At 30.2% G+C, this 22142-nt stretch carries 21 protein-coding genes; 20 read left to right on the top strand and 1 reads right to left on the bottom strand.

The genetic code is table 11. The annotated features are described in order from the left end of the window. Window positions 1–3 precede the first annotated feature (3 nt). The 6 genes from H0I29_RS01410 (at window position 4) to H0I29_RS01385 (ending at window position 5323) form a co-directional block, all read left to right on the top strand. Entirely contained in the window at window positions 4–1041 is a 1038-nt protein-coding gene (locus tag H0I29_RS01410; protein ID WP_218754165.1) for a glycoside hydrolase family 43 protein, read from the top strand. 725 nt (window positions 1042–1766) lie between these two features. Continuing rightward, window positions 1767–2327 carry a cupin domain-containing protein gene (locus tag H0I29_RS01405; protein ID WP_218754164.1) on the top strand — a complete coding sequence of 187 codons (561 nt, stop codon included), beginning with the start codon at window positions 1767–1769 and terminating at the stop codon, window positions 2325–2327. A 143-nt stretch (window positions 2328–2470) separates the two neighbouring features. Beyond that, window positions 2471–2761, top strand: coding sequence for a putative quinol monooxygenase (locus H0I29_RS01400; protein ID WP_158838268.1), 291 nt, complete (start codon window positions 2471–2473; stop codon window positions 2759–2761). A gap of 26 nt (window positions 2762–2787) precedes the next feature. Beyond that, on the top strand, window positions 2788–3282 hold the full coding sequence (locus H0I29_RS01395) for a PPC domain-containing DNA-binding protein (RefSeq protein WP_218731085.1): 495 nt from the start codon (window positions 2788–2790) through the stop codon (window positions 3280–3282). 68 nt (window positions 3283–3350) lie between these two features. Continuing rightward, entirely contained in the window at window positions 3351–4094 is a 744-nt protein-coding gene (locus H0I29_RS01390) for a hypothetical protein (protein ID WP_218731084.1), read from the top strand. Window positions 4095–4162: 68 nt separating this feature from the next. After that, the gene (locus tag H0I29_RS01385) at window positions 4163–5323 is read left to right on the top strand and encodes an alanine--glyoxylate aminotransferase family protein (protein WP_218754163.1); all 1161 of its coding nucleotides are present in this window, start codon (window positions 4163–4165) and stop codon (window positions 5321–5323) included. Between the two features lie 215 nt (window positions 5324–5538). Here the strand turns inward: H0I29_RS01385 and H0I29_RS01380 are convergent, their stop codons facing one another. Then, complete coding sequence (locus H0I29_RS01380) at window positions 5539–5889, bottom strand: hypothetical protein (protein WP_218731082.1); 351 nt, start codon at window positions 5887–5889, stop codon at window positions 5539–5541. 624 nt (window positions 5890–6513) lie between these two features. On the opposite strand from H0I29_RS01380, the gene H0I29_RS18290 reads away from it, so the two are divergent. The 14 genes from H0I29_RS18290 (at window position 6514) to H0I29_RS01315 (ending at window position 22049) form a co-directional block, all read left to right on the top strand. Then, on the top strand, window positions 6514–7047 hold the full coding sequence (locus H0I29_RS18290; RefSeq protein WP_254712676.1) for a phage integrase SAM-like domain-containing protein: 534 nt from the start codon (window positions 6514–6516) through the stop codon (window positions 7045–7047). A 6-nt stretch (window positions 7048–7053) separates the two neighbouring features. Then, on the top strand, window positions 7054–7716 hold the full coding sequence (locus H0I29_RS18285) for a tyrosine-type recombinase/integrase (protein ID WP_254712675.1): 663 nt from the start codon (window positions 7054–7056) through the stop codon (window positions 7714–7716). Window positions 7717–8030: 314 nt separating this feature from the next. Next, complete coding sequence (locus H0I29_RS01370; RefSeq protein WP_218754162.1) at window positions 8031–9230, top strand: Swt1 family HEPN domain-containing protein; 1200 nt, start codon at window positions 8031–8033, stop codon at window positions 9228–9230. A gap of 153 nt (window positions 9231–9383) precedes the next feature. After that, window positions 9384–10418 carry a YafY family protein gene (locus H0I29_RS01365; RefSeq protein WP_218754161.1) on the top strand — a complete coding sequence of 345 codons (1035 nt, stop codon included), beginning with the start codon at window positions 9384–9386 and terminating at the stop codon, window positions 10416–10418. A 142-nt stretch (window positions 10419–10560) separates the two neighbouring features. After that, complete coding sequence (locus H0I29_RS01360) at window positions 10561–11229, top strand: CRISPR-associated endonuclease Cas6 (protein WP_218754160.1); 669 nt, start codon at window positions 10561–10563, stop codon at window positions 11227–11229. A 16-nt stretch (window positions 11230–11245) separates the two neighbouring features. Next, a complete protein-coding gene (locus tag H0I29_RS01355; protein ID WP_218754159.1) occupies window positions 11246–12760 on the top strand; it encodes a hypothetical protein in 1515 nt (504 codons plus the stop codon). Further along, window positions 12741–13316, top strand: coding sequence for an RAMP superfamily CRISPR-associated protein (locus H0I29_RS01350; RefSeq protein ID WP_218754158.1), 576 nt, complete (start codon window positions 12741–12743; stop codon window positions 13314–13316). The genes H0I29_RS01355 and H0I29_RS01350 overlap by 20 nt, the downstream gene beginning before the upstream one ends. Window positions 13317–13319: 3 nt before the next feature. After that, window positions 13320–14786, top strand: coding sequence for a hypothetical protein (locus H0I29_RS01345; protein ID WP_218754157.1), 1467 nt, complete (start codon window positions 13320–13322; stop codon window positions 14784–14786). 2 nt (window positions 14787–14788) lie between these two features. Beyond that, complete coding sequence (locus H0I29_RS01340) at window positions 14789–16168, top strand: RAMP superfamily CRISPR-associated protein (protein WP_218754156.1); 1380 nt, start codon at window positions 14789–14791, stop codon at window positions 16166–16168. Beyond that, window positions 16168–16581 (top strand): TIGR04423 family type III CRISPR-associated protein, encoded by a 414-nt coding sequence (locus H0I29_RS01335; RefSeq protein ID WP_218754155.1) that lies wholly within the window; start codon window positions 16168–16170, stop codon window positions 16579–16581. The genes H0I29_RS01340 and H0I29_RS01335 overlap by 1 nt, the downstream gene beginning before the upstream one ends. A gap of 10 nt (window positions 16582–16591) precedes the next feature. Continuing rightward, window positions 16592–18985 carry a TIGR03986 family CRISPR-associated RAMP protein gene (locus H0I29_RS01330; RefSeq protein WP_218754154.1) on the top strand — a complete coding sequence of 798 codons (2394 nt, stop codon included), beginning with the start codon at window positions 16592–16594 and terminating at the stop codon, window positions 18983–18985. A gap of 2 nt (window positions 18986–18987) precedes the next feature. Further along, the gene (gene csx2, locus H0I29_RS01325; RefSeq protein ID WP_218754153.1) at window positions 18988–20205 is read left to right on the top strand and encodes a TIGR02221 family CRISPR-associated protein; all 1218 of its coding nucleotides are present in this window, start codon (window positions 18988–18990) and stop codon (window positions 20203–20205) included. Window positions 20206–20223: 18 nt separating this feature from the next. Then, on the top strand, window positions 20224–20616 hold the full coding sequence (gene csx20, locus H0I29_RS01320) for a CRISPR-associated protein Csx20 (protein ID WP_218754152.1): 393 nt from the start codon (window positions 20224–20226) through the stop codon (window positions 20614–20616). A 62-nt stretch (window positions 20617–20678) separates the two neighbouring features. Next, complete coding sequence (locus H0I29_RS01315; RefSeq protein ID WP_218754151.1) at window positions 20679–22049, top strand: ATP-dependent RecD-like DNA helicase; 1371 nt, start codon at window positions 20679–20681, stop codon at window positions 22047–22049. Window positions 22050–22142 lie beyond the last annotated feature (93 nt).

Raw genomic sequence — 22142 nt, 5'->3', positions numbered from 1 at the left:
ACAATGCCAGAAGAAAGTATAGAACACATCAATTTTGATGAATTAAATAAAAAAGCCATTTCACAACCATTAGTGTCTCATATGTATACAGCAGATCCATCTGCACATGTATTTGATGGTAAAATATATATATATCCATCTCATGATATTGATGCTGGAGAAGCTTTTGATGATTTAGGAAGCCATTTTGCTATGGAAGATTATCATGTACTATCTATGGATACTATAGATAGTAAGGCTGTAGACAATGGTTTGGCTTTACATGTAAAAGATGTTCCTTGGGCAAAACAACAAATGTGGGCACCAGATGCAAATGAAAAAGATGGGAAATATTATTTGTTTTTTCCAGCAAAAGCACACGATGATATTTTTAGAATTGGTGTTGCAATAAGTGATTCTCCAACAGGACCTTTTAAAGCAGAACCAGAAGCAATTAAAGGTAGTTTTTCTATAGATCCAGCTGTTTTTAAAGACGAAGATGGTGGTTGTTATATGTACTTTGGTGGTCTTTGGGGTGGACAATTACAGCGCTGGAGAACAGGTGCGTTTAATGCAGACCAACCAGAAAGTCCAACAGCATTTATTCCTGAAGATAATGAACCAGCTTTATTGCCTTATGTAGCAAAAATGACTGATAATTTGTTAGAATTTGATGAAAAGCCAAAGGAGATAGAAATTATTGATGAAAATGGAGATTTATTATTAGCAAAAGATATTGATAGACGCTTTTTTGAAGCAGCGTGGATGCATAAGCACAATGGAAAATATTATTTCTCTTATTCTACAGGAGATTCTCACTTTATATGTTATGCTATAGGAGATAATCCTTACGGACCATTTACCTATGCAGGTAAGGTTTTAGAGCCAGTGGTTGGTTGGACCTCACATCACTCTATTTGTAATGTAGACGGTAAAGACTATTTATTCTATCATGATTCTAGTTTATCAAAAGGAGTAACACATTTACGTTCTGTAAAAGTTATAGAAATTAATTATAACGAGGATGGAACAATACAAACAATAGAACCTTATAGGGATTAGTTTTTTACAAGTTGCAGTTTGTAGATCAATAAACATTTTACATAATATAAAATTTAGGGAGAACTGGCTAAACTCAATTAAAAGTTGATTACTAGCATTTTAATGATTATCAACAACCAAAAAAACTTAATATAAGCTTTGGGTTATATAGTTTAAAAACAAAAGGTATCATGGCAATTTACGCAATTGGAGATATACATGGTAGTATAAACGCATTAAAAACTATTTTTCAACATGATTTGATAAAGTTGTTTTTCTTGGAAATTAGGTTGATAAGAGATTTGATAGTAAGGGTGTTCTTAATTGGTAAATTGAAAAAAGTAAAACATTCTACTTCGAGTTTATTCTTGGTAATCATGAGATAATGATGACACTTGCCAAACCATATGTTTTTAACACAATTTCCTGTATTACTCCTGTAAATACTAAATTAAATCTAAGTAATTGTATAGTAGTGATTAAAGTGTGTTTTTAAAAGAAAAGAAGAAAACATTAATGGCCTCTTTTATTTTTATATAAATTAAGAAAACTTTAGATATTCTATTTTTATTTATTAGCAAATAACAGCTAATTTCGTTTTTGCTTCTGCTAAAATTAATTAAAACTCCCCTTATTATTTTAGTTGTAAAAAATGAAAAAACATTTATAGATAAAATTTAATCTACCTAAACAAATAATGTTGTAAAACTCGAAAATTTATGAATAGAAAAAATTTTATACGCTTATTGGGGGTAACGCCATTGATATTTCCTGTTTCAAAATTATTTGAAAATAGTGACAAACAAAACCACTATGAGAAATTTTATTTTAAAGATGATGGACTAATACCTAATAGTAAATTACCATTACTTCTTATTAAAGATGCTTTGCCAAAAAACGAAAAGAATCCTAGCCAATGGTTTTTACAAACTTTCAAATCCAATAATTGGACCAATTCATGGACAAATGGTATCTACCCTTTTCACCATTACCATAGTACCTCTCATGAAGTTTTGGGAATATATTCTGGTGAAGCGATCATTCATTTAGGAGGAGAGCAAGGTGAAAAAATTAAAGTTACCAAAGGAGATGTTATTATTATACCTGCTGGTGTTGGCCACAAAAAAATTGAAAGTTTAAATCTTGGTGTAGTAGGTGCGTATCCTGATGGTAGAGACTGGGATTTAATGCGAGGCGCTAAAGGAGAGCGTCCAACTGCAGATAATAATATATTGTCACTATCAATACCAAATGAAGATCCGCTTTTAGGTAAGCGTGGTGGATTAGTCAAAATTTGGTTTAAATAAAAGAGTTAAAGGTTCGCTTTAATGCGGAAAAAATAGCCGTATTTAAAACGGAAACTGTTTAAACTCAATTAAAAGTTCATATTGATGGTATGGACTCAAAAAATAAATTTAATCAAAAAAAATAAATTAAAATAGTATTTATTATGAGCGAATTAAAAATTATAGCTACAATTATTGTAAAACCCGAATTTAAGGAAGATGTTTTAAATATGTTGCAAACCGTAACGGATGCCACACGGAAAGAGGAAGGTAATATCTCTTATGTATTGCATGAAGATATTAATAACAGCGCAAAGGTCATCATTCTAGAAGAATGGAAATCTCAGGAAGCGATTGATTTTCATAATCAAACAGATCATTTTTTAATACTAAAGAACGAACTTGGAAAAAAGGCCGATAGTTTATCGATAGATATAATAAGAGCGTCTTATTAATTTTATAACTTAAAATAGTATACAACATGAAAAAGTCAATTTTAATAGTATTGTGTATTACGGTATCTTTTTTAGCAAATGCACAATCAAATTCTAAACTATACACCTACAAGCAGTTTGGTAACAAGTACGTTATAAGCATTCAAAACCATGCTGAGATTACAAAAGCAATCACTGCGTTTGTGGAAGAGCAGGATATAAAAGCAGGAACAATTGTAGGTATGGGGGCTGTTAATGAAGCTACTTTACGATTTTTTGATCCAGCTACTAAAGAGTTTGTAGATAAAACGTTTTCCGAACAAATGGAGATTACCAACTTAACCGGTAATATATCTCAAAAAGATGGAAAACACTACGTACACATGCATGTAACACTTGGACGTAACGATTACACGGCATTAGCGGGACACTTTCTTACAGCCAAAATTAATGGAGCTGGAGAATTTGTTATAGAAAGTTTTGATGGAGCGGTTGATCGCTATCATGATGAGGATACTGGTCTAAACCTGTACAAGTTTTAGAAGCATAGAAAAGAATGACTTAAAGAGCATTCTGTCTTACTTATCACAAACATCTAAAAATAACAAACATGAAATACGCATTATTACTTCCATTATTTTTAATACAAATGATTGTCCATGCACAATCGAATGATAGTCTTAACAACTCTGAAAAAGCGGATGACAAGTTGTTATTGACCATTTTCCTTAAACATGATCAAAGTATGACTTTAAATGAGATTGAAAAGATAAGAACGGACCAAGGCTTTTATGAAAACCTTCCTCCAGAAGGTGTTTCTGTAGTTAATTGGTTTGTAGTTATGGGACTTGGCCAAGTAGTTGTGTTGGAACTTCCTGCTTCAAAATTATCTGCTGTAAATTTAGCAATTGAAAGAACTGCATGGAAAGCTTTTACAACAGAAATGTATGCAACTTACAATTTGTATCCTATCATAGAGCATAAATTAAAAAATAAGTCAAAGGTAGTGCTTGATTTAAAAGCTAGTTCTAAAAAAGATGATGACAAGTTGTTATTAACCGTCTTTCTTAAACATGATCAAAGTATGACTTTAAGTGAGATTGAAAAGATAAGAACGGACCAAGGCTTTTATGAAAACCTACCTCCAGAAGGTACTTCTGTAGTTAATTGGTTTGTAGTTATGGGACTTGGTCAAGTGGTGGTTTTAGAACTTCCTGCGTCAAAACTATCAGCTGTAAATTTAGCGATTGAGAGAACTGCATGGAAAGCTTTTACAACAGAAATTTATGCAACTTATAATCTATATCCTATCTTAGAAAATAAATTAAAGAATAAGTCAAAGGTAGAATACTAAAATTTAATGATCATTTTCTGTCAAAAAAAAACTAATAAAATCGTTAAAAAAACGATAACACGCAATAGATGAAATCGAGAAAATTATTAATGATACCTGGTCCAATAGAATTTGAAAGTGAAGTGATGCAATGTATGGCAGTACCAACTCCTAGCCATGTTTCACCAGATTTTATAGACCTCTTTGCCAATAGTTTAAAACTAATGAAAGAAGTTTGGCAATGCCCATCTGGTCAAGCATTCATAGTAGCAGGAACAGGTACACTTGCTATGGATATGGCTGCTGCAAACCTAATAGAAACTGGTGATAAAGCCCTTGTAATATCGACAGGTTACTTTGGGTTACGTTATGCAGAAATCTTAAAGCGATATGGTGCTCAAGTAGATATACTTGAAGCTGAAGTCGGTAACATTGTACCCTTAGAGCTTATCGAACAGCAACTAAAATCTAAAAGCTATAAACTTTTAACTTTTACACATGTTGACACATCAACAGCTGTTTTAAATGATGCTAAACGTATTGGTGCCTTAGGTAAGAAGTACAACGTATTAACCATTCTAGACGGTGTTTGTTCTGTTGCTGGCGAAGAAATTAAACAAGAAGAATGGGGAATTGATGTTGTACTTACAGCTTCTCAAAAAGCAATAGGAGTTCCTCCAGGACTCGCGCTTTTAGTAGCTTCTAAAAAGGCAATGCAAACATTTGAACAACGAACAAGTCCTGTTTCTAATTACTATGGAGATTGGACCAATTGGTTACCAATAATGAAAGCTTATGAAAATAAACAAGCCTCTTATTTTGGAACACCTGCAGTAAATCTTGTAATTGCTTTAGAAAAAAGTTTACAACTCATTTTAGAGGAAGGTTTAGACAATCGTTTTGATCGACACAAAAGTGCAGGTAAAGCCATGCGAGCAGCAATTAAAGCTTTAGGCTTGGATTTATTATCAAAAAAAGAACACGTTTCTGCAAACACGTTATCGGCTCCCTTATATCCCAGTAAAATAGACATTGCTACTTTTTTAAAGTCAGTAAACCAAGGAGGCGTTATATTAGCTGGAGGTCTTTTACCTCAATTAAAAAATAATTACTTTAGAATTGGACACATGGGATCGGTAAACAAAAATGATTTACTGGCAACGGTTGGAGCTATTGAATCAGCATTGAAAAGCAATGGGTATTCACATGAATTAGGGTTGGGAACTGCTCAAATATTAAAACACTTCTAACAAGAATAATTACACCATCACACCTTTTATGTCATAGAAGATACTCCATATTTGCTACATAAGCATGGAGTATACTTCTTACTTAGTCATACCTATAAATTAACATGTTTAGATGAAAAAAAGAGGTGTTTATTTTCAAATTCTGTTTTAGAAGAATATATTGAAGAAGAAAAAAAAGATAATTTTGAGTTAACATCGGGGGGTAAACAGTAGTCTTAGAACATTATCTTTTGTTGATCAAAAAAGCACATTTTTTTATTTACTTTTTTTAATACCCAAAAAGACTCCTTAATTGTTTCGAAATATGGGTTTTCTATTGTTATTACTATTTTATTATATCCTTTTTTAAAATTATCAGGAAAAATACCTTTCCATATATGTCTAGATTTTGTTCTTAAGTAAGGTGGTTTTTTACTGTTTTTATCCGGACTACTATCTTCTTTTTGAAAACGCTTTATATAGTTAACATAAGGGGCTGCTATTCTTTCTCTCCTTAAATTAATACTATTGTTATCATCCAGTTCTACAGATACACTTCTGTTTTCTGAACCCGAAAATACATTCACATAAAATTCATTATTTTTTGATAAAGAGGATAATGGTTCAGAATTATAATCTCCTAACCAAACACTAAATTACTTGGTAAATTAACTCCTTTGTATTTTATAATTATCGTTATTAAAATTAATTTCAAAATATCCTTTTGGGGTTCCATAACTCATTAAAGATAAGGGGGGGCTTGCCAATTTTTTTGATTTGTCCACCAGGCGATAAAAAGTTACATGCTAAAGAATGGCTGCTTTTTCTAATGGAGATTTATATACTATATTACCATAAAATCAAGCTATTTAAAGAGCTAATAGCATTATTTAATAGTGTTTAAGTTAATTTGTATTGTTTTGTTGTAAAGAATTAAAAAAAACAATTTGTTGTACCTAAACAAAAAAAAAGCCAAGATATAAATCTTGACTTTCCGTATTATACTTGTAGCGAGAACGGGATTTGAACCCGTGACCTCAGGGTTATGAATTCTAAAAAGTATATGCTAAAATAAACTAAATGTATTGGTAATTAATTGATTAAGTGTGTGTTAGTTTTTGTTGATATCGAATAATTTCATATAATATCATCAAATGTTGTACCTATGTTGTACCTGAATTTAGTATCTTTAGATAATAAATTTTAATAAGGTGTCTTCAATTAAAGCAGTTTTAAGAAAAAAAGCAAATTCTCAAAAATTATATCCTATTGCACTTAGGATTATAAAAGATAGAAAAGCTACTTTTATTTATATCGGTCAATATATAAAACAAATTGACTGGGATAATAAAAATAGCGTTGTTAAAAAGTCTCATCCTGATTTTTTATATATCAATCAACTTATTTTAAATAAAAAGTCTGATACCAATAAAAAATTAATTGATGCTGAGATGGAAGTTAACTATCAGTCGGTAACGGCCATAAAAAGTAAAGTTTTAAATAAAAAAAACGAAGACTTTTTCTTAATATCTAATTATTATTTGAATCAATTAAAAAATAGAAAACAATTCCATCAAGTAGATATCGAAAAACAGCGCATTCAAGTTTTTAAAAGAATTATAAAAAAAGAGATATTCAACTTAGGAGATTTTGATGTACGGTTGATGAAGGAGTTTGAAAATCATTTATTTACTAAAAGGAAATTAGCTAAAAGAACGATTGCAAATTATATGATTACAATTTGAACGATTTTGAATTTGGCTATTTCTGATTTTTCGATTAAAAATGTAAGTTATCCTTTTGGTAAAGGGAAGTATCAAATAAAATTTCCAGAATCAGTTAAGATTGGTTTAACTATTGAAGAAATTAGAATTTTAGAAAATATAAAAAATCTTACTAAAGCACAACAATATGCTTTAAATGCATGGTTACTTAGTTTTTATTTTGCCGGAATTAGAGTAAGCGATGTTTTATTATTGAAGTGGAAAGATTTCTTAGATAATAGATTGCATTATAGAATGGGGAAAAATAAAAAACTTGTTTCTTTAAAAGTACCAAATAAAGTAAAAGGTATTCTTAGTCAGTTAGATAGAGATGAGGAAACTGTTTATCTTTTTAAAGAGTTAGAAGGTGTTGATTTAGATAACGACAGATATTTGAAAACGAGAATAAAGACTGCCACTAGAAATTTTAATAGACGCTTGAAGATGGTAGCAGATAAAGCTGGTATTGATAAAAAACTAACAATGCATATTGCTCGTCATAGTTTTGGTAACATTTCTGGAGATAAAATTACAATTCAAATGCTTCAAAAGTTATACAGACATTCTTCAATTACAACTACTATTTTGTATCAGTCTAATTTTATGCAACAAGATATTGATGATGCTTTGGATAAAGTTGTAGAGTTTTAATGTCTGGAGATTGATCCTTTTTGCAAGTGATTTGAACTATTTATTGCTTTTGTACATTATTAGTGAAATAAAACTTTTCTCTTTATTTAATAATGAAACGAATGTTGTTATTAAAAACCGCTTTAGTAAAAGTAAAGTTCTAAGTACGGGAAACCGTAAATTTATGTCAACTAGTGATTGTATCTTTCCAAATTATAATCTATTTTAAATGTTTTTAGGAGTATTTTATTTAATTCATATTGCCATATTTAGGTAGATTACATACCTTTAGTTTTTATCTTTTTTTAATAAAATTGCTTAAATAATATTAGATTTTGAAAATAGGAGAATTAGTAAAAAACTACATACCACATATTTTAAATTATTGTACTTCTATAGATTTTAGAGAATTAGAAAGACTTTGCCATAAAGGATACTCTAAAGATACTTTTGATATTAATTATCCTTTTTGTGTAAAGATAGATGATGATATAATTAATGAAGAGTCAAATAGATTTTGGAAACCAAGTTTTCGAGTAAATCAATTAGAATACAGAGTTTGCAGTCAATGGATTATTTCTAATAAAACGAAGTTCTTAGAGTATCTTCTTAGAATAAAAATTATTGATAAGAATAAATATGAAGAACTTGATCAGCAAGTAGTTTATTTACCTGTAAATAAGCTTGATAGAAACGTTTCGGGTATAAGTGCTTCATTTTTAGGTCAAAACAAACTCGAGACTGAGGCTATTGAAATGAGTGGGTACTATAAAAAATTTTATTACTTAGAGCGTTCTATTCGAATTTTAATAGAAGAAGTAATGCACGAATCTTTTGGGGATAATTGGTGGCAGCGTATAGATTCTCGTGTAAAACGTAATGTGGGAAATAATTTAGAATACGAGTTAGATACTTCACATACAAAAAGATCTGAAAGAAGAATAGATTACACTACTTTTGGTGACCTTAGGAAAATTATAAACACTCATTGGGATGTTTTTAATGTGAAGTTCAAAAGAAACTTAACTTCAGTAAATGAAGTTTTAATAGATTTAAATCGTTTAAGGGTTCCTATTGCACACTGTTCTCCGTTTGTGAAAAAGGAAGTAAGACGTCTAGAAATAAGATTAGATGATTGGAATGATTTGTTGATTCAACAAGAAAAAAAAGATGAAACACCAGTCAGAGAAATTAAGGAAAAAAGAATAGTAGATAAAGTATCAGAATCTAAAGATAGTTTTGTGGTTGTGTTGGGTAAAAAATACTACGAAGATGGTTTCTTTAATGTGAGGGTCCGGTATTCAGATCAATTTGGTGATGACTTATCACAAATAAAAATTCAATTGGGAGACAATCCGAATAATTATACAATTGGTAAAATAAACAGAACGGCAAATTCCAATGCAACACCAAGAATTTTTGCAGGTAGATTGTATAAAAATTGGGTGCAGTCTTATTTCAATCGTGGTGATATTTTTAGAGTTGATGTGATTGAAAAAGATTTTATTAAACTTAGTCAAGTAAAAAATGAATAACTATTTAAATTCATTTCAGTAAATTAGATATCTTTATTTTTTTCTAAAATTAGTTAAAAAGCTTGATAAATATTAAATTTAATTACTCGTATTTTTTTGTTTATATTTTAAACGGAGATTTTTTGTTAGGGTAGTTCAGTACACAATACTTACATGTCAAAAAATAAAAATTTTCAAAAAAGAATTACAGTTTTAGATGAATGCTTCGCAAGCAGAACGGGGGCATATACTCTTGATCGGTTAAAAGAAGTTGTAGAGGAAAGACTAGAATTAAGCGTTTCTAGAAAAACCATTCAAAATGATATAAAATATATCAGAGAAACTATAGAAAATAATCAAAGTAAAAATATCGATTTTTCTGACAACCCTGTTTTTTTTTCAAGATTATTTGATGGAAAAAAAACAGTGTTTAAGTATGTTAATGAAAATTTAGCATTGGGTAATCAATTATTGTCAAAATCAGATCAAGAACAGTTAGAAGAAACTTTAGCTATTTTATCTCGTTATCGCAATAGGGCAGATTTCTTTTGGTTGGATGAATTATTTCCACGAATTGAAGCATCATTTAATATTGTTCATGAAGATTATAATGGCTTAATAAGTTATCAAAGTAACCGAGATTATTCTGGACAATCTTGGGTTGGAAAGTTGTATAATCAGTTATTGCGTAAGAAAGTTTTAATTATAGAATATAAAGGTTTTAAGGATGTAGAAAGTTACTTAAGAAAAATACACCCCTATCATTTAAAGCAGTATAATGATCGGTGGTTTTTATTAGCTTTAGAAAAAAGTGAAAAATATACAGGAATTACAAATCTAGCTTTAGATAGAATTATTGCAATTACAGAAACCATAGAAGAAATTGAACCTAATCAAACGAATTGGGGAGATTTCTTTGATGAAATGATAGGAGTTTCAAGATCTGTAAATGAAGAGCCAATTGAGGTTAAGTTAAGATTTTCTGTAAAAAGAATTCCTTACGTTCTTACAAAACCTATTCATGGAGCTAGCCAAAGGTTAGATGTTACAGATCCAGAAAAAAGAACCATAATTTTAAATTTATTTCCCAATAAAGAGCTATATCAAACATTATTATCTTTTGGTCAAGATTTACAAGTTTTAGAACCAAAAGTAGTTGTAGAAGAATTAAAAAAAATAACAAGTGAAATGAAAAATATTTATTCATAAATCAGTTGTGTAATTACATTGCATAACTCAATTATATATTTGCATTGCTATTTTTAAATAAACTTTTAATTTATAGTTGACATAAAAATGATTGTGATTGATGTTTTTGATTTTAATCAAAAAAATAATTTTAAAAAAATAAATGAAAAAGATTAAAATATTGACTGTTACCTTTGAAAACAGTATATCCTCTCTTGAAATTCCATATTTTAGAGGAGCTATAATTCAAACATCAGGATTAGAGAATGAGCTATTTCATAATCATAATGATAAAGGTTTTAGATACGCATACCCGTTAATTCAATATAAAAGAAAAAATGGGAAACCATTATTGTTATGTTTGGATAAAGGGGTAGAAAGTAGTTTTCATTTTTTCTCTAATCATCAGGAAGGAATAATGTTAGGGAACCGTAAGTATGATTTAGTTGTAGATGAGTTAAATTTAGCGACGGCTTCTTTAAATGTTACTAATGATAGTTTTAATTATACATTAATGGATTGGTTGCCTTTAAATCAAAAGAATCATAAAGTGTACTTTTCTTTAAAATCAGAAATTGAACAATTAGAATTTCTTGAAAGAATTATAACTGGAAATATATTATCCTTTGCAAAAGGTATCGGGTGGCTGTTAACTAGCCAAATAAAAGTACGTATCAATAAAGTAAATAACATAAAAAAAATAACAATTAAACAAAACCCCAGAATGGCATTTAATATAACATTCTCTTGTAACATTAAGTTGCCAAATTATATTGGTATCGGTAAAAATGCAAGTTTAGGATATGGGGTCTTAGAGTCTATTGATAATTAAAAAAAAATGCTATTATATGAGTAAATATTTATACGGAGCCTCCGTTCAAGGTATTCAGGGTTTTATTTTTAAAACGAATAAACTTGCAGAAATTATAGGTGCAAGTGAGTTGATAGAACAATTGTGCACCTCTTTATTTGAAAAATCGGTACCAGATTTTAAAAAAGAAAATTTAATAATGGGAGCCGCTGGAAATGTAAAGTATGTATTTGATAATCAGGTTAATTGTGAGAAAGTTGTGAGGAACTTCCCAAAATCAGCAATGGAGCATGCTCCTGGAGTAACGGTTAGTCAAGCGGTTATAAATTTAGAAAATACTAATTTACCAAGTGCTATTGACTTGTTGGAGAAAAAACTTAAAACACAACGAAATATATCTCAAAGACCTATTGAAATGGGGTTTATGGGGTTAGAAAGAGCTAGAAGAACTGGAGGAGTTGCTTTTACGCAAAGAAAGAACAGAAAAGGCTCCTTTGAAGTTATTTGTGAATCTACAAATAGGAAAAGAAACGCTATTGATTCACAAAAAGAAAAAAAGAATAACAAATCGAAAGAAAGTCTATTTAAAAAAATATCAGGATTAGAAGTTAAAAATAACGAAATAGCATTTGATATTGAGGACATTACAGCTTCTGGTAAAAATTCTTGGATTGCAGTAATTCATGCAGATGGTAATGGATTAGGTGCTGTAATTCAAAACGTAGGTGGAACTCTAATGAAAGAAAGTAAATTTAGTGCTTTTTCAACAGCTATTGAAACCGCTACTAAAAATGCGGTTCAAAAAGCATTTAAAGACGTTGTTTCAAAGGATTATGATCCTAAATATAGGTATCCGATTAGGCCGGTTGTTTTAGGAGGAGATGATTTAACGGTTATTATACGTGCTGATTTAGCCTTAGAATTTACAAAAGTATTTTTACAAGCATTTGAGATTACAAGTAGAGAGGAATTTGAAGCATTAGGTTTGGCAGGTTATGAAAAAGGTATTACTGCCTGCGCTGGTATTGCTTATGTAAAAGAATCTTATCCTTTGCATTACGCATTAAATTTAGCAGAAGATCTTTGCGGGGACGCTAAGAAAAAGGTGAAAGCATCCGATTGTGAAAATAAATATGGGAACATACCAAAATCATCTTTAGCTTTTTATAAGGTACAGGATTCATTTGTAGCAGATTTAAAAGAATTAAAAGAAAGAACTTTAACAACACCGAGTGGTCTAGATTTTTATGCAGGACCATACTTAATGAATGAAGTTGATCAATTAAAGAACAAATTAGATATCATTTCTAAAGAAGCTGAATCATCCGCTAAATCAAAATCGGTAGGTAAACTTCGTCAAATTGTTTCGGAATACTACAAAGATGATGCTACTGCGTTTTTTATGTTGGAACGTATGAAAGAAATAAATAGTAATTTTTATACAGATCTTCAATTGGAAGATGAAAAAAATAGTGCCGAGAAAAATAAAAAATCACAATTATTAGATCTAATCACCCTTCACAACTTTAACTATGGAAACAGAGAGAATTAATTATAAAATTACCTTTTTAAGTGATTGGCACGCAGGGTCAGGTTTAGGTTCTGGAGCAGATTCAGATGCAGTGGTAATTAAAGATGCTAATAATTTACCTTATTTACCTGGAAAAACTATGAAAGGTTTATTAAAGGACTCTTTAATTGATATTATGGAGGTCCAACCCAATATAGTTCTTAAATCTTTTATTGATAAGTATTTTGGTTCCGAAGTAAAAGATACAGAAGGAAAGGTTGTGAAAACGGAAGCGGGCAGTTTGTTTTTTTCAAATGCAGAGCTACCTGCCGCTGAAAGAAATGAGTCTATGGGGGCCGTATCTCAATTTTTGTATCGAAATATAGCTTCTACAGCAATAGACAAGACGTCTGGGGTAGCACAACAGTCGTCATTAAGAACAATAAAAGTTTGTATTCCGTTGATAATTGAGGGCTATATAGCAGGTTTAGATAAAGACGCTTTACCAATAGTAGAAATGGGATTAAAAATGTTACGTCATTTAGGATCGAATAGAAATAGAGGGTTAGGAAGATGTACTATTGAATTAAAAAATTAAGTTATGAAAGAAGAATTTTATAAATGTACCTTATTATCGGATGTTGTATTGAACAGTTCGCTAGCTACTGAAGGAAATATGAGTACTTTAGATTATATACCAGGTAGTAATTTTTTAGGAATTGTTGCAGGAAAAATGTATCGTAATCTGAAATCAGAAGATGCTTTTGATATTTTTCATTCTGGTTTGGTTTCCTTTGGAGATGCTACTATTTCTTGTAATGAATCCATTGGTTATTCAATGCCTTCTTCGTTATTTATGGATAAATTAAATAATGAAATTGGTACAGATACATCTAATGTGTACTTACATCACTTAATAAATATAAATAATCAACCATTAAGTGAAGCTGATAAAAGTCGCTTGCAGCTTAAACAACAAAGGGCTGGCTATGTGTTTTCTGATGGACAAACATTGAAATCAATTAAAAAGAATTTTGCCATAAAATCTGCGCAAGACAGAAAAACAAGAAATTCTAAAGACGGAGCTATGTTTGGTTTTGAATCTTTGGAGAAGGGGCAAGAATTTATTTTTTCTGTTCGTTTTAAAGATGATACATATATTAAAGCCGTTTCTGATAGTTTAACAGGTATCCAACGGTTGGGTAAATCTAAAAATGCCGAATTTGGACAAGTGCAAATCAAAAAAATCACGAGTCCATCTACAATTTCTACATTTAAAAATGAAGAGTATGTTTTGGTGTATGCTCAGAGTAATCTTTGTTTTAACAATAATTTTGGTCAGTCTACCTTCCAACCAACTATAGAACAATTGGGTATGTCTACTGGTACAATTGATTGGGAGAAAAGCCAAGTTAGAACATACTCTTATTCTTCTTGGAATTTTAAAAGGAATACTACGAATTCACAGCGTGATTGTATTTTAAAAGGTTCCGTTTTTTATGTTGAGAATGGTGTATTAGAGAAAGCAACAAATCAGGTAGGGTTACATCAAGCAGAGGGCTTTGGTAGCGTAATTTATAATCCAGAGTTTTTGAAGGAAGGTGTTGTAAAACCAATGGCGGGTTTTGATTTTAAACGGGAAGCTAATAATGCTCCCGAAATAAGCGCTACAGGGGTGGTAAAGGATTTTAAAACAGTTTTAGGGAAATTTTTAAAACAGCAACAAGAACTGAAAAAATTTGACCTAGCTATTTCTGAGAGTATTCAAAAAGAGATGTATTCAAATAGCCGTGAAATACAAGATTTAAAAAAGATTTCATCTAGCCAATGGGGAGGAATCCGTGCATACGCAACCAAGGCTAAGAATATGGATGCTTTAGATATCCAACTTTTTGATAAAGAAAATGGCTATTTAACACACGGTGTAGCAGATACAAAGTATTGGGGTAAAAATGGAGGAAGAAATAGAAATGATTTTAAAAATTTGTTTTTAAAATATAGGGATTTAGGAACGGTTTTTATTGCCAAGTTTGCAGCAGAAATGGCAAAAGAAAATAAAAGAAGCTAATTATGAAAAAGATACATACACACCGTTATATCGCAAGATTTATTATAGAAGCAGAAACCCCTTTGTTCGTGGGCTCAGGAGAATCTTCATTATTGAAAGACGCGCTAGTACAAAAAGATGTCAATGGATTTCCTATGATTTTAGGAACTTCACTTACAGGTGTTTTAAGGCATTCATTCAACAATGAAAAGTGGTGTTCACGAATATTTGGAGATGCTGCAAGTAATAAAGATAGTGCAGCTTCATTATTGAAGTTAAGTGCTGCATACATGATGTTGAACGAAACAGAAGTAAGTGAAGGGATCATAGAATACCCAGATAAACTAATTTCAGCCAGATTTAACAATTTACCATCTCGCCAACATGTTCGCATAACAGAAAAAGGGGTTGCAGAAAAAAATGGTCTTTTTGACAATGAAGTTGTTTATAAAGGGGTGCGATTTGTGTTTGAAATGGAGTTAAAAGGTACTACAGACGATAATGCAATTTGGGCTTCATTAATAGAACAAGTGCAAAGCCCTACTTTTAGAATTGGCTCAGGAACCAGAAATGGTTATGGTAGTTTAAAAGTAATAGGGTTATTTAATAAAACATATAACTTAGAAATTGAAGAAGATTTTAAAGAATATTTGAATTTTAGTCCATCATTTAATGTCAGCTTACCTTTTAAAGAAATAGTTGTAGAAGCAAAGAATAGTGCAACAGTTGGATATACACATTATAAATTGAATCTGTCACCTGATTCCTTTTTTGTGTTTAGTGAAGGTTTTGGAGATGAGGATGTAGACAATAAACCTTTAGAAGAAGAGGTTGTTGTTTATAAAAATAATGAACTTGATTTTGAAACACAAACTGTAATTCCTGCATCTTCTATTAAGGGAGCGATAGCTCATAGAACAGCATTTCATTGTAATAAAAAACAAGAGCAATATGCAAATGAAGGGAATGGAGCTATTGGGTCTAACAATAGAGCCGTTGCAACTTTATTTGGTAAAGCAGGTAAAGACGTTACAGAGCCACAAGCGGGTAATGTATTTATAAATGATTGGTATTATTCTGATGAAGAAATTGCTAACAATAAAATTTTTAATCACGTTGCTATAGACCGTTTTACGGGAGGGGCTCTTAATGGTGCTTTGTTTAGTGAAAAGGTGAGTAATTTATTGGGAAATGGTTTTTGTTTTGATGTGTATGTAAAAGAATCAAAAGAAGCATTAAATGATGAAAAAATTACTAAATCTCTTGAGGAAGCATTGAAAGATATTGCGAAAGGATTACTACCGTTAGGAGGAATGACTACGAAAGGACATGGTGTGTTTACAGGAATAGTGCTTAAAAATGGTATAGAAATGTATAACTATAATACTAAAAAAGAGAATTAATGAAAGCGATATATCATAATTTAAAAGAAATACCTAAAATGGCTTTTGAAGGTTATATTTGGAAGTCTGATGAAAGCGAACCAGAAGTGTTATTAAACGAAATATATGATTTTGATACTGTTTTAACCAACCCTTTTATAATAGAAGCATTACTTTTTTGTAAAGAAAAAAATACGGCGATACATATACAACATACAGGAAGCTATCAAATAGCTGAATATGATTTAAAAGCACTTGAAAAAGCGGGTGCTGTTCTCGAAGAAAAGGAATATTTACCTCACCGATTGTCACCTGCTGTAAAAAATGTAAGTTTTAAACAAATATGGCAAGAAGAGGAAGATAGGTTATGTGAAGGGATGCCTGTTTTAAAAATGAAAGCTGTGGTGTTTTGTGGATTTAATAAAGCCAAATAATAAAAAAACTATGATAAAGTCAACGTATAATTTTGTTCCTGCTCCAAGTGAGGATCAAGTATATAAACCTGAATGGGCAAACCAAGTGAGTCACGATATTCCTTTTTCTGATGGAGAAAGTGGTGAAATTGAACTAAAAATTACTGCAGAAACTCCCATTTTTATAAGAAATGGACATGCTAAAGATGCTGAAACGAATGAGTTCTCTCATTATTTTGATAAGGAAGGTAAGAAACATTACTTTATACCTGGATCATCTTTAAAAGGGATGTTTCGTTCTGTTTTGGAGATCATGAGTTTTTCGAGGTTAAACCCAAACTTGGTAAATGATGATAGATATTCATTTAGAGATTTAACTCAAGATTCTCTATATATGAAATCTTATAACACAAATAAAGTTTCTGCTGGTTGGATGAAAATGACAGAAGGTGGGAAGTGGATTATTGAAGAATGTAATTTTCTACATATACATCATAAAGAAGTAGATGCTGTTTTAGGGACAACTTTTAGATCTGACTATAAAACAAGACCTTCTGATACTTCTATTATTGATAAATATAATAAAGTAAAAGGAAAAAACCTTACGAGCACTTTTAATTCAGTTCAAGGGAAAAATAAATCTGTGGCAGTTCCTGATAATGAAGGGAGAAGTGGTACGATTGTATTTACAGGGCAATCTAGCCAACGTAAAGAACGTGAAGGAGGTAAATCAGCTTCAGGAAAAGCGCATGAGTTTGTACTTTTTCATGAAACAAAAACGACCTATGAGATAACAGATAAACAACAAAAAGATTTTAAATTTATTTATTTAGACCATGATAAAGTAAATATTTCTAAAGCTTGGGAGTTTTGGCGTGAAAGATTGGGAAAAGGAGAAGCTATTCCTGTTTTTTTTAATAAGAATGAAAAAGATATTAAACATTTTGGACTGGCATTTATGTATAAATTGCCTTACGAAAATAGCATACACGAAATGTTTCCTATCGCTAGCTATAATAAAGAAAGTACCTCACAAGATTTAGCAACAACTATGTTTGGTTATACTAATTTGGGTGAAGAGAACGAGGCTTTAAAAGGTCGTGTTATGTTTGGGCACGCTAGAAGTTCTAATGCGGTTGTTAGTAATAAATTATATGAAGAAATTTTAGGAGGGCCAAAAGCTTCTTTTTTTCCTTTTTACTTAGAGAAATCACTTGGAAAAAATGCGTATCAAAAGCAAGGGAATTTAAAAGGATTTAAAAAATACCCAGTTCATAATGATGTTAAAAATATCAAGTACTCTAGCGATCAATTAAAAAATAAAAAGGTATTTACAACATTTAGACCTTTAGAAAAAGGAAGTGTATTTACCACTAAAATTAGGTATCACAATTTAAGACCTGTTGAGTTAGGGGCTTTAGTCTCTGCTATTTCATTGCATGCACAAAAAGAAGGTTTTCATAATTTAGGATTGGCAAAATCATTGGGTTTTGGTAAAGCTAAAGTAGAAGTGAGTACTGTAGAAAATTTTATGAATGAAATGCAGATTTTTGAATATGCAATGAATTCTTTTCTTGGTAGTAATTGGATTGAGCAAAAAGCTATTGTAGAATTATTTGCGTTAAGCTCTTCGCCTACAAAAGAAACAGAAGACACTTTGGTAAACCCTGTTATGGGTAGAGGTAGAGGTGAAAATGATTTTATTAATTACAAAACAGAAAGTAAATATTTAGCAGATTATTCTAGTATAAATTCATTTAGGGGCCCAGGATCTCTTTTGACTTCAGAGTTTAAAAAGGAAATGCATGCAAAACAAGAAATTATGCATCAAGAAAAATTAAAAAGAGAAGCCGCTTTAAAATTAAAATTCGATACTAAAATACAAGAAGCCCAACAAGCAAAAAATGATGGTGAATTTATAGTAGCTTTAGAATTATACAATGAAGCTATGCTGGTAAAAGATGATGGAAGTCTACCTCAATTTATAGAATCCATTGAACTTGAAAAAGCAAAACAACAAGAATTAGAAGCGTATACTACTGCCATAAACTCTAATTCAATAGCTGAATTTGAAGAGTTTCTGAATAGTTATAAGTTTTCAAAATATAAAGAAGAAGTCGAGGGGGCTTTGCGTAAATTAAAAGCAGTTTCTGGAATTCCGGAAATTATTAGTAATAAAAATAACTTTAAACAATTTGCTAATAATACAGATGGTTGGGTTAAAAAATTGCCCAACAAAACAATTTTGGGTTCTGGTTTTGAAGAAGAGCATTTGGCCTTACTTATTAAAATTGGGAAAATAGAATTAGAATCACAAAATAAACGCTTAGTGAATACTTGGCAAGAAGGTAAAGCAAATGAAAAGAGAATTACCAAGTGGTATAATGCTGCTATTGCAAAAGATTGTTTAAAAAAGATAGTATAGATATGGCAAAAATATTAATTAGTTTTTTAGGAACCGGGAGTGTTGATAGAGAAAGTAAAAAAGAAAGAAGAGAATATAATACTGTAAAGTATGAAATAGATGATAAAATATACGAAGAATCATTTGTAACAAAGGTTTTAGATATTCATTATAATATAGATAAGATACTTTATATAGGTACGTTAAGATCTATGTGGGAAGAAGTCTATAGAACCTATATTGGTGAAGATGGAGAATTTGCAGATAATTATCTAGAATTGCATGACATTGTACCGCAATTTAATAAAGATTCTAAGGTATTAGAGAATGAATACAAAATTTTAAAACATTTTGAACATCAAAAAAAATTAATTCCAATTTTAATCCAATATGGGTTAAATAAAGAGGAGTTAGATTTTAATATACAACAAGTCTTAAAAATCGAAGAATTAATAAATGATGGAGATGAGGTATATCTAGATATAACACATAGTTTTAGATCTCTTCCGCTATTAATAATGAATGTTTTAAATTACTTAAAAGATGTAAGTAAAAAGAATTTTGAAATTAAAGAGATTTCTTATGGAATGCTAGATATTATGAGAGAGAATAATGATATCGCTCCTATAGTACAGTTAGATGTCATTTCAGAATTACATGAGAATATTAAAGCGGCCAATACTTTTACAGAAAAAGCAGATGGTTTTGAGTTAGCTAAATTACTAGAAACTAAAAATAAGGATTTATCTAAATTAATTAAGAATTTTTCTACAGCTTTAAGTCTTAATTATTCTCATGAAATAAAAAAACAATACGAACGTATTTTAAAATTTGATTTTTCTAAACTAGATGCAACAGAACGGTTAATTGCAGAAAAAGCTTTTGAAGATTTTAAAAATAGTTTTGATACTTCTAAAAAGAATTCTTTATTTCAATTAGATCTAGCAAAATGGTATTATTCAAAAAGAATGTTTGGGGTTTCTTATTTAACCTTAACAGAATCTATCATAACCTATGCAGCAGAGAAGATAGATTTTGATAGGTCTTTTGATGAGAAGGTAAGACATCAGGCTAAGGTTGATTTGTATAAAATTGATAGAGAATTAGGTAAGTTGTATACATCTGTAAATAAAATACGTAGGAACGTAGCTCACATGTTAGATAAAAGACATGACACTTATTTAAACGATTTTAATGATTTAGAAAAACGGTTAAGTAAGGCAACTAGATTAATGAAATAATAGTCAAGTTAAATGAAAATGAAAAAAAAAGTATTTGTATTATTTTCCCATAATTTGTTAGAAGATCAAGTAATAGAGCTAAAATCTACTTATAAAGTTACCGATATTGTACGGTTACCTCTAGAGCTTCAAAATTTATGGGGAAATATTCCTCCAGAACCAAAAGACATATTAGAAATTATTGAACCAATTAAAAAATGGTTAAAGGCAGAAGCATCTGTAAATGATTTAGTAATTGTTCAGGGAGATTTTGGGGTAACCTTTAATATTATTAACTGGTGTTTAGAGCAAGATTTTATCCCAATTTATGCAACTTCTAAAAGAGTTCATAAAGAAGAATATTTACCGGACGGAACGATTAAAATTTCTAAGAATTTTAAGCATGTACAATTTAGAAAATATCAGAAATAATTGACCTAGAAAATAGATTTCCATGTTAAAGGATATACTGTGTTTAAATGAAAATAACACACATGAAAAATTCAATAATTACTTTAACAGAAAATCAAAAAGAAGCAGTTAACACTATAAGAACGTATGTAAACTCTAAGCAAGATATTTTTATTTTAACAGGGGCTGCTGGTACAGGTAAAACAACTGTTATAAAAAGTATTATTAATGAGGTTGCAGAAGATGTAGATGAAGTAGTTTTATTGGCACCAACCAATAGAGCAGCCAAAGTTTTATCAAAAAAATCGGGTGTTGAAACAAATACCATTCATTCTGAAATATATACCATTAAAGAAATTAAAAATAAAGATGGCATTGTAATTCAGAGCATGTTTGTTCCAAAAATAAACAGTTTGTTATTTGATGATAATTTAGACAAAAAAAAAGCACATAAAATTTTATTTATCGTTGATGAATCCTCAATGATATCTGACACTGCGGTAGAACAAGGAAATTTAATTTCAAAAAACTCTTTATTAAAAGACTTGAATAAACACGTAAAATATTTAGGTGTTGAAAACAAAATTTTGTTTGTTGGGGATAGTTACCAACTTCCTCCAATTGGATATCATGGAATTGCGCCTGCGTTAGATATAGTGTATATGAAAGAACACTACTCGAAGGGGATTGAAAAATTTGAACTTACAAAAATATTACGTCAAGAAAGTGATTCTTATATTATAGAACTTGCTCAAGATGTAAAAAATAAAATTGATTTAAAGAACAAGTTTCTAAATATAAATATCCCAAATAAATTTCAATCTTACAATCAGTTTATTCAAGATTTTTCTTTAAAATTTAATGCTACAAAACAAGAAAAAGCCATTGCTCTTGGCTGGACAAGAAAGAGTGTATTGCAAATGAACTTAGATGTTCGTAAAAATATTTTTGGCCCTCAAGTAAAAACAATTGAAGTTGGTGATATTATTTATTTAAACGCTAAATACACCAATGGATCTGTTGTTATTCCAAAAGGAGAAACGGGTAAAATTGTGAGCATAATTGAGGAAGACGGCGTTAGAGGTGGTTTGTTGTTTCATACGGTAAAAGTTGAATTTACAGCCGTAAATAAGCTTCCGTTATATGTAACTACAAAAATACTAACCGACTTTTTATATACAGATACAGATTATTTAAGTAAAGAAATATTTATAAAATTGGCAATTGAACAGTCTAAGGTTAACGATTCTTACAAAAAATCTAAAAATGCCGATGATGATGCTTATATGAGTGCAATGCAAGCTAAATTTGGTTATGCCTTAACTGTACACAAATCTCAGGGTGGAGAATGGGAAAATGTGTATCTACATAAAACTACAAACTGGAAAGATTTACGTTGGAACTATACAGCTGTAACCAGAGCATCTAAAGAATTATATTCTTATTCCTATTAACTTACAGGTATTAGACTTCATTATCTTTTATAAATTATTAGTAATTACCTTGTATAACTACGCCTTGTTTTTTTATGTTATTTAGTAATTTTC

It is taken from the genome of Polaribacter sp. R2A056_3_33 (assembly GCF_019278485.1).
GTDB lineage: Bacteria > Bacteroidota > Bacteroidia > Flavobacteriales > Flavobacteriaceae > Polaribacter.
Note: the sequence above shows the minus strand (reverse complement) of the source record. Positions and strands in the feature narration are given on the sequence as shown.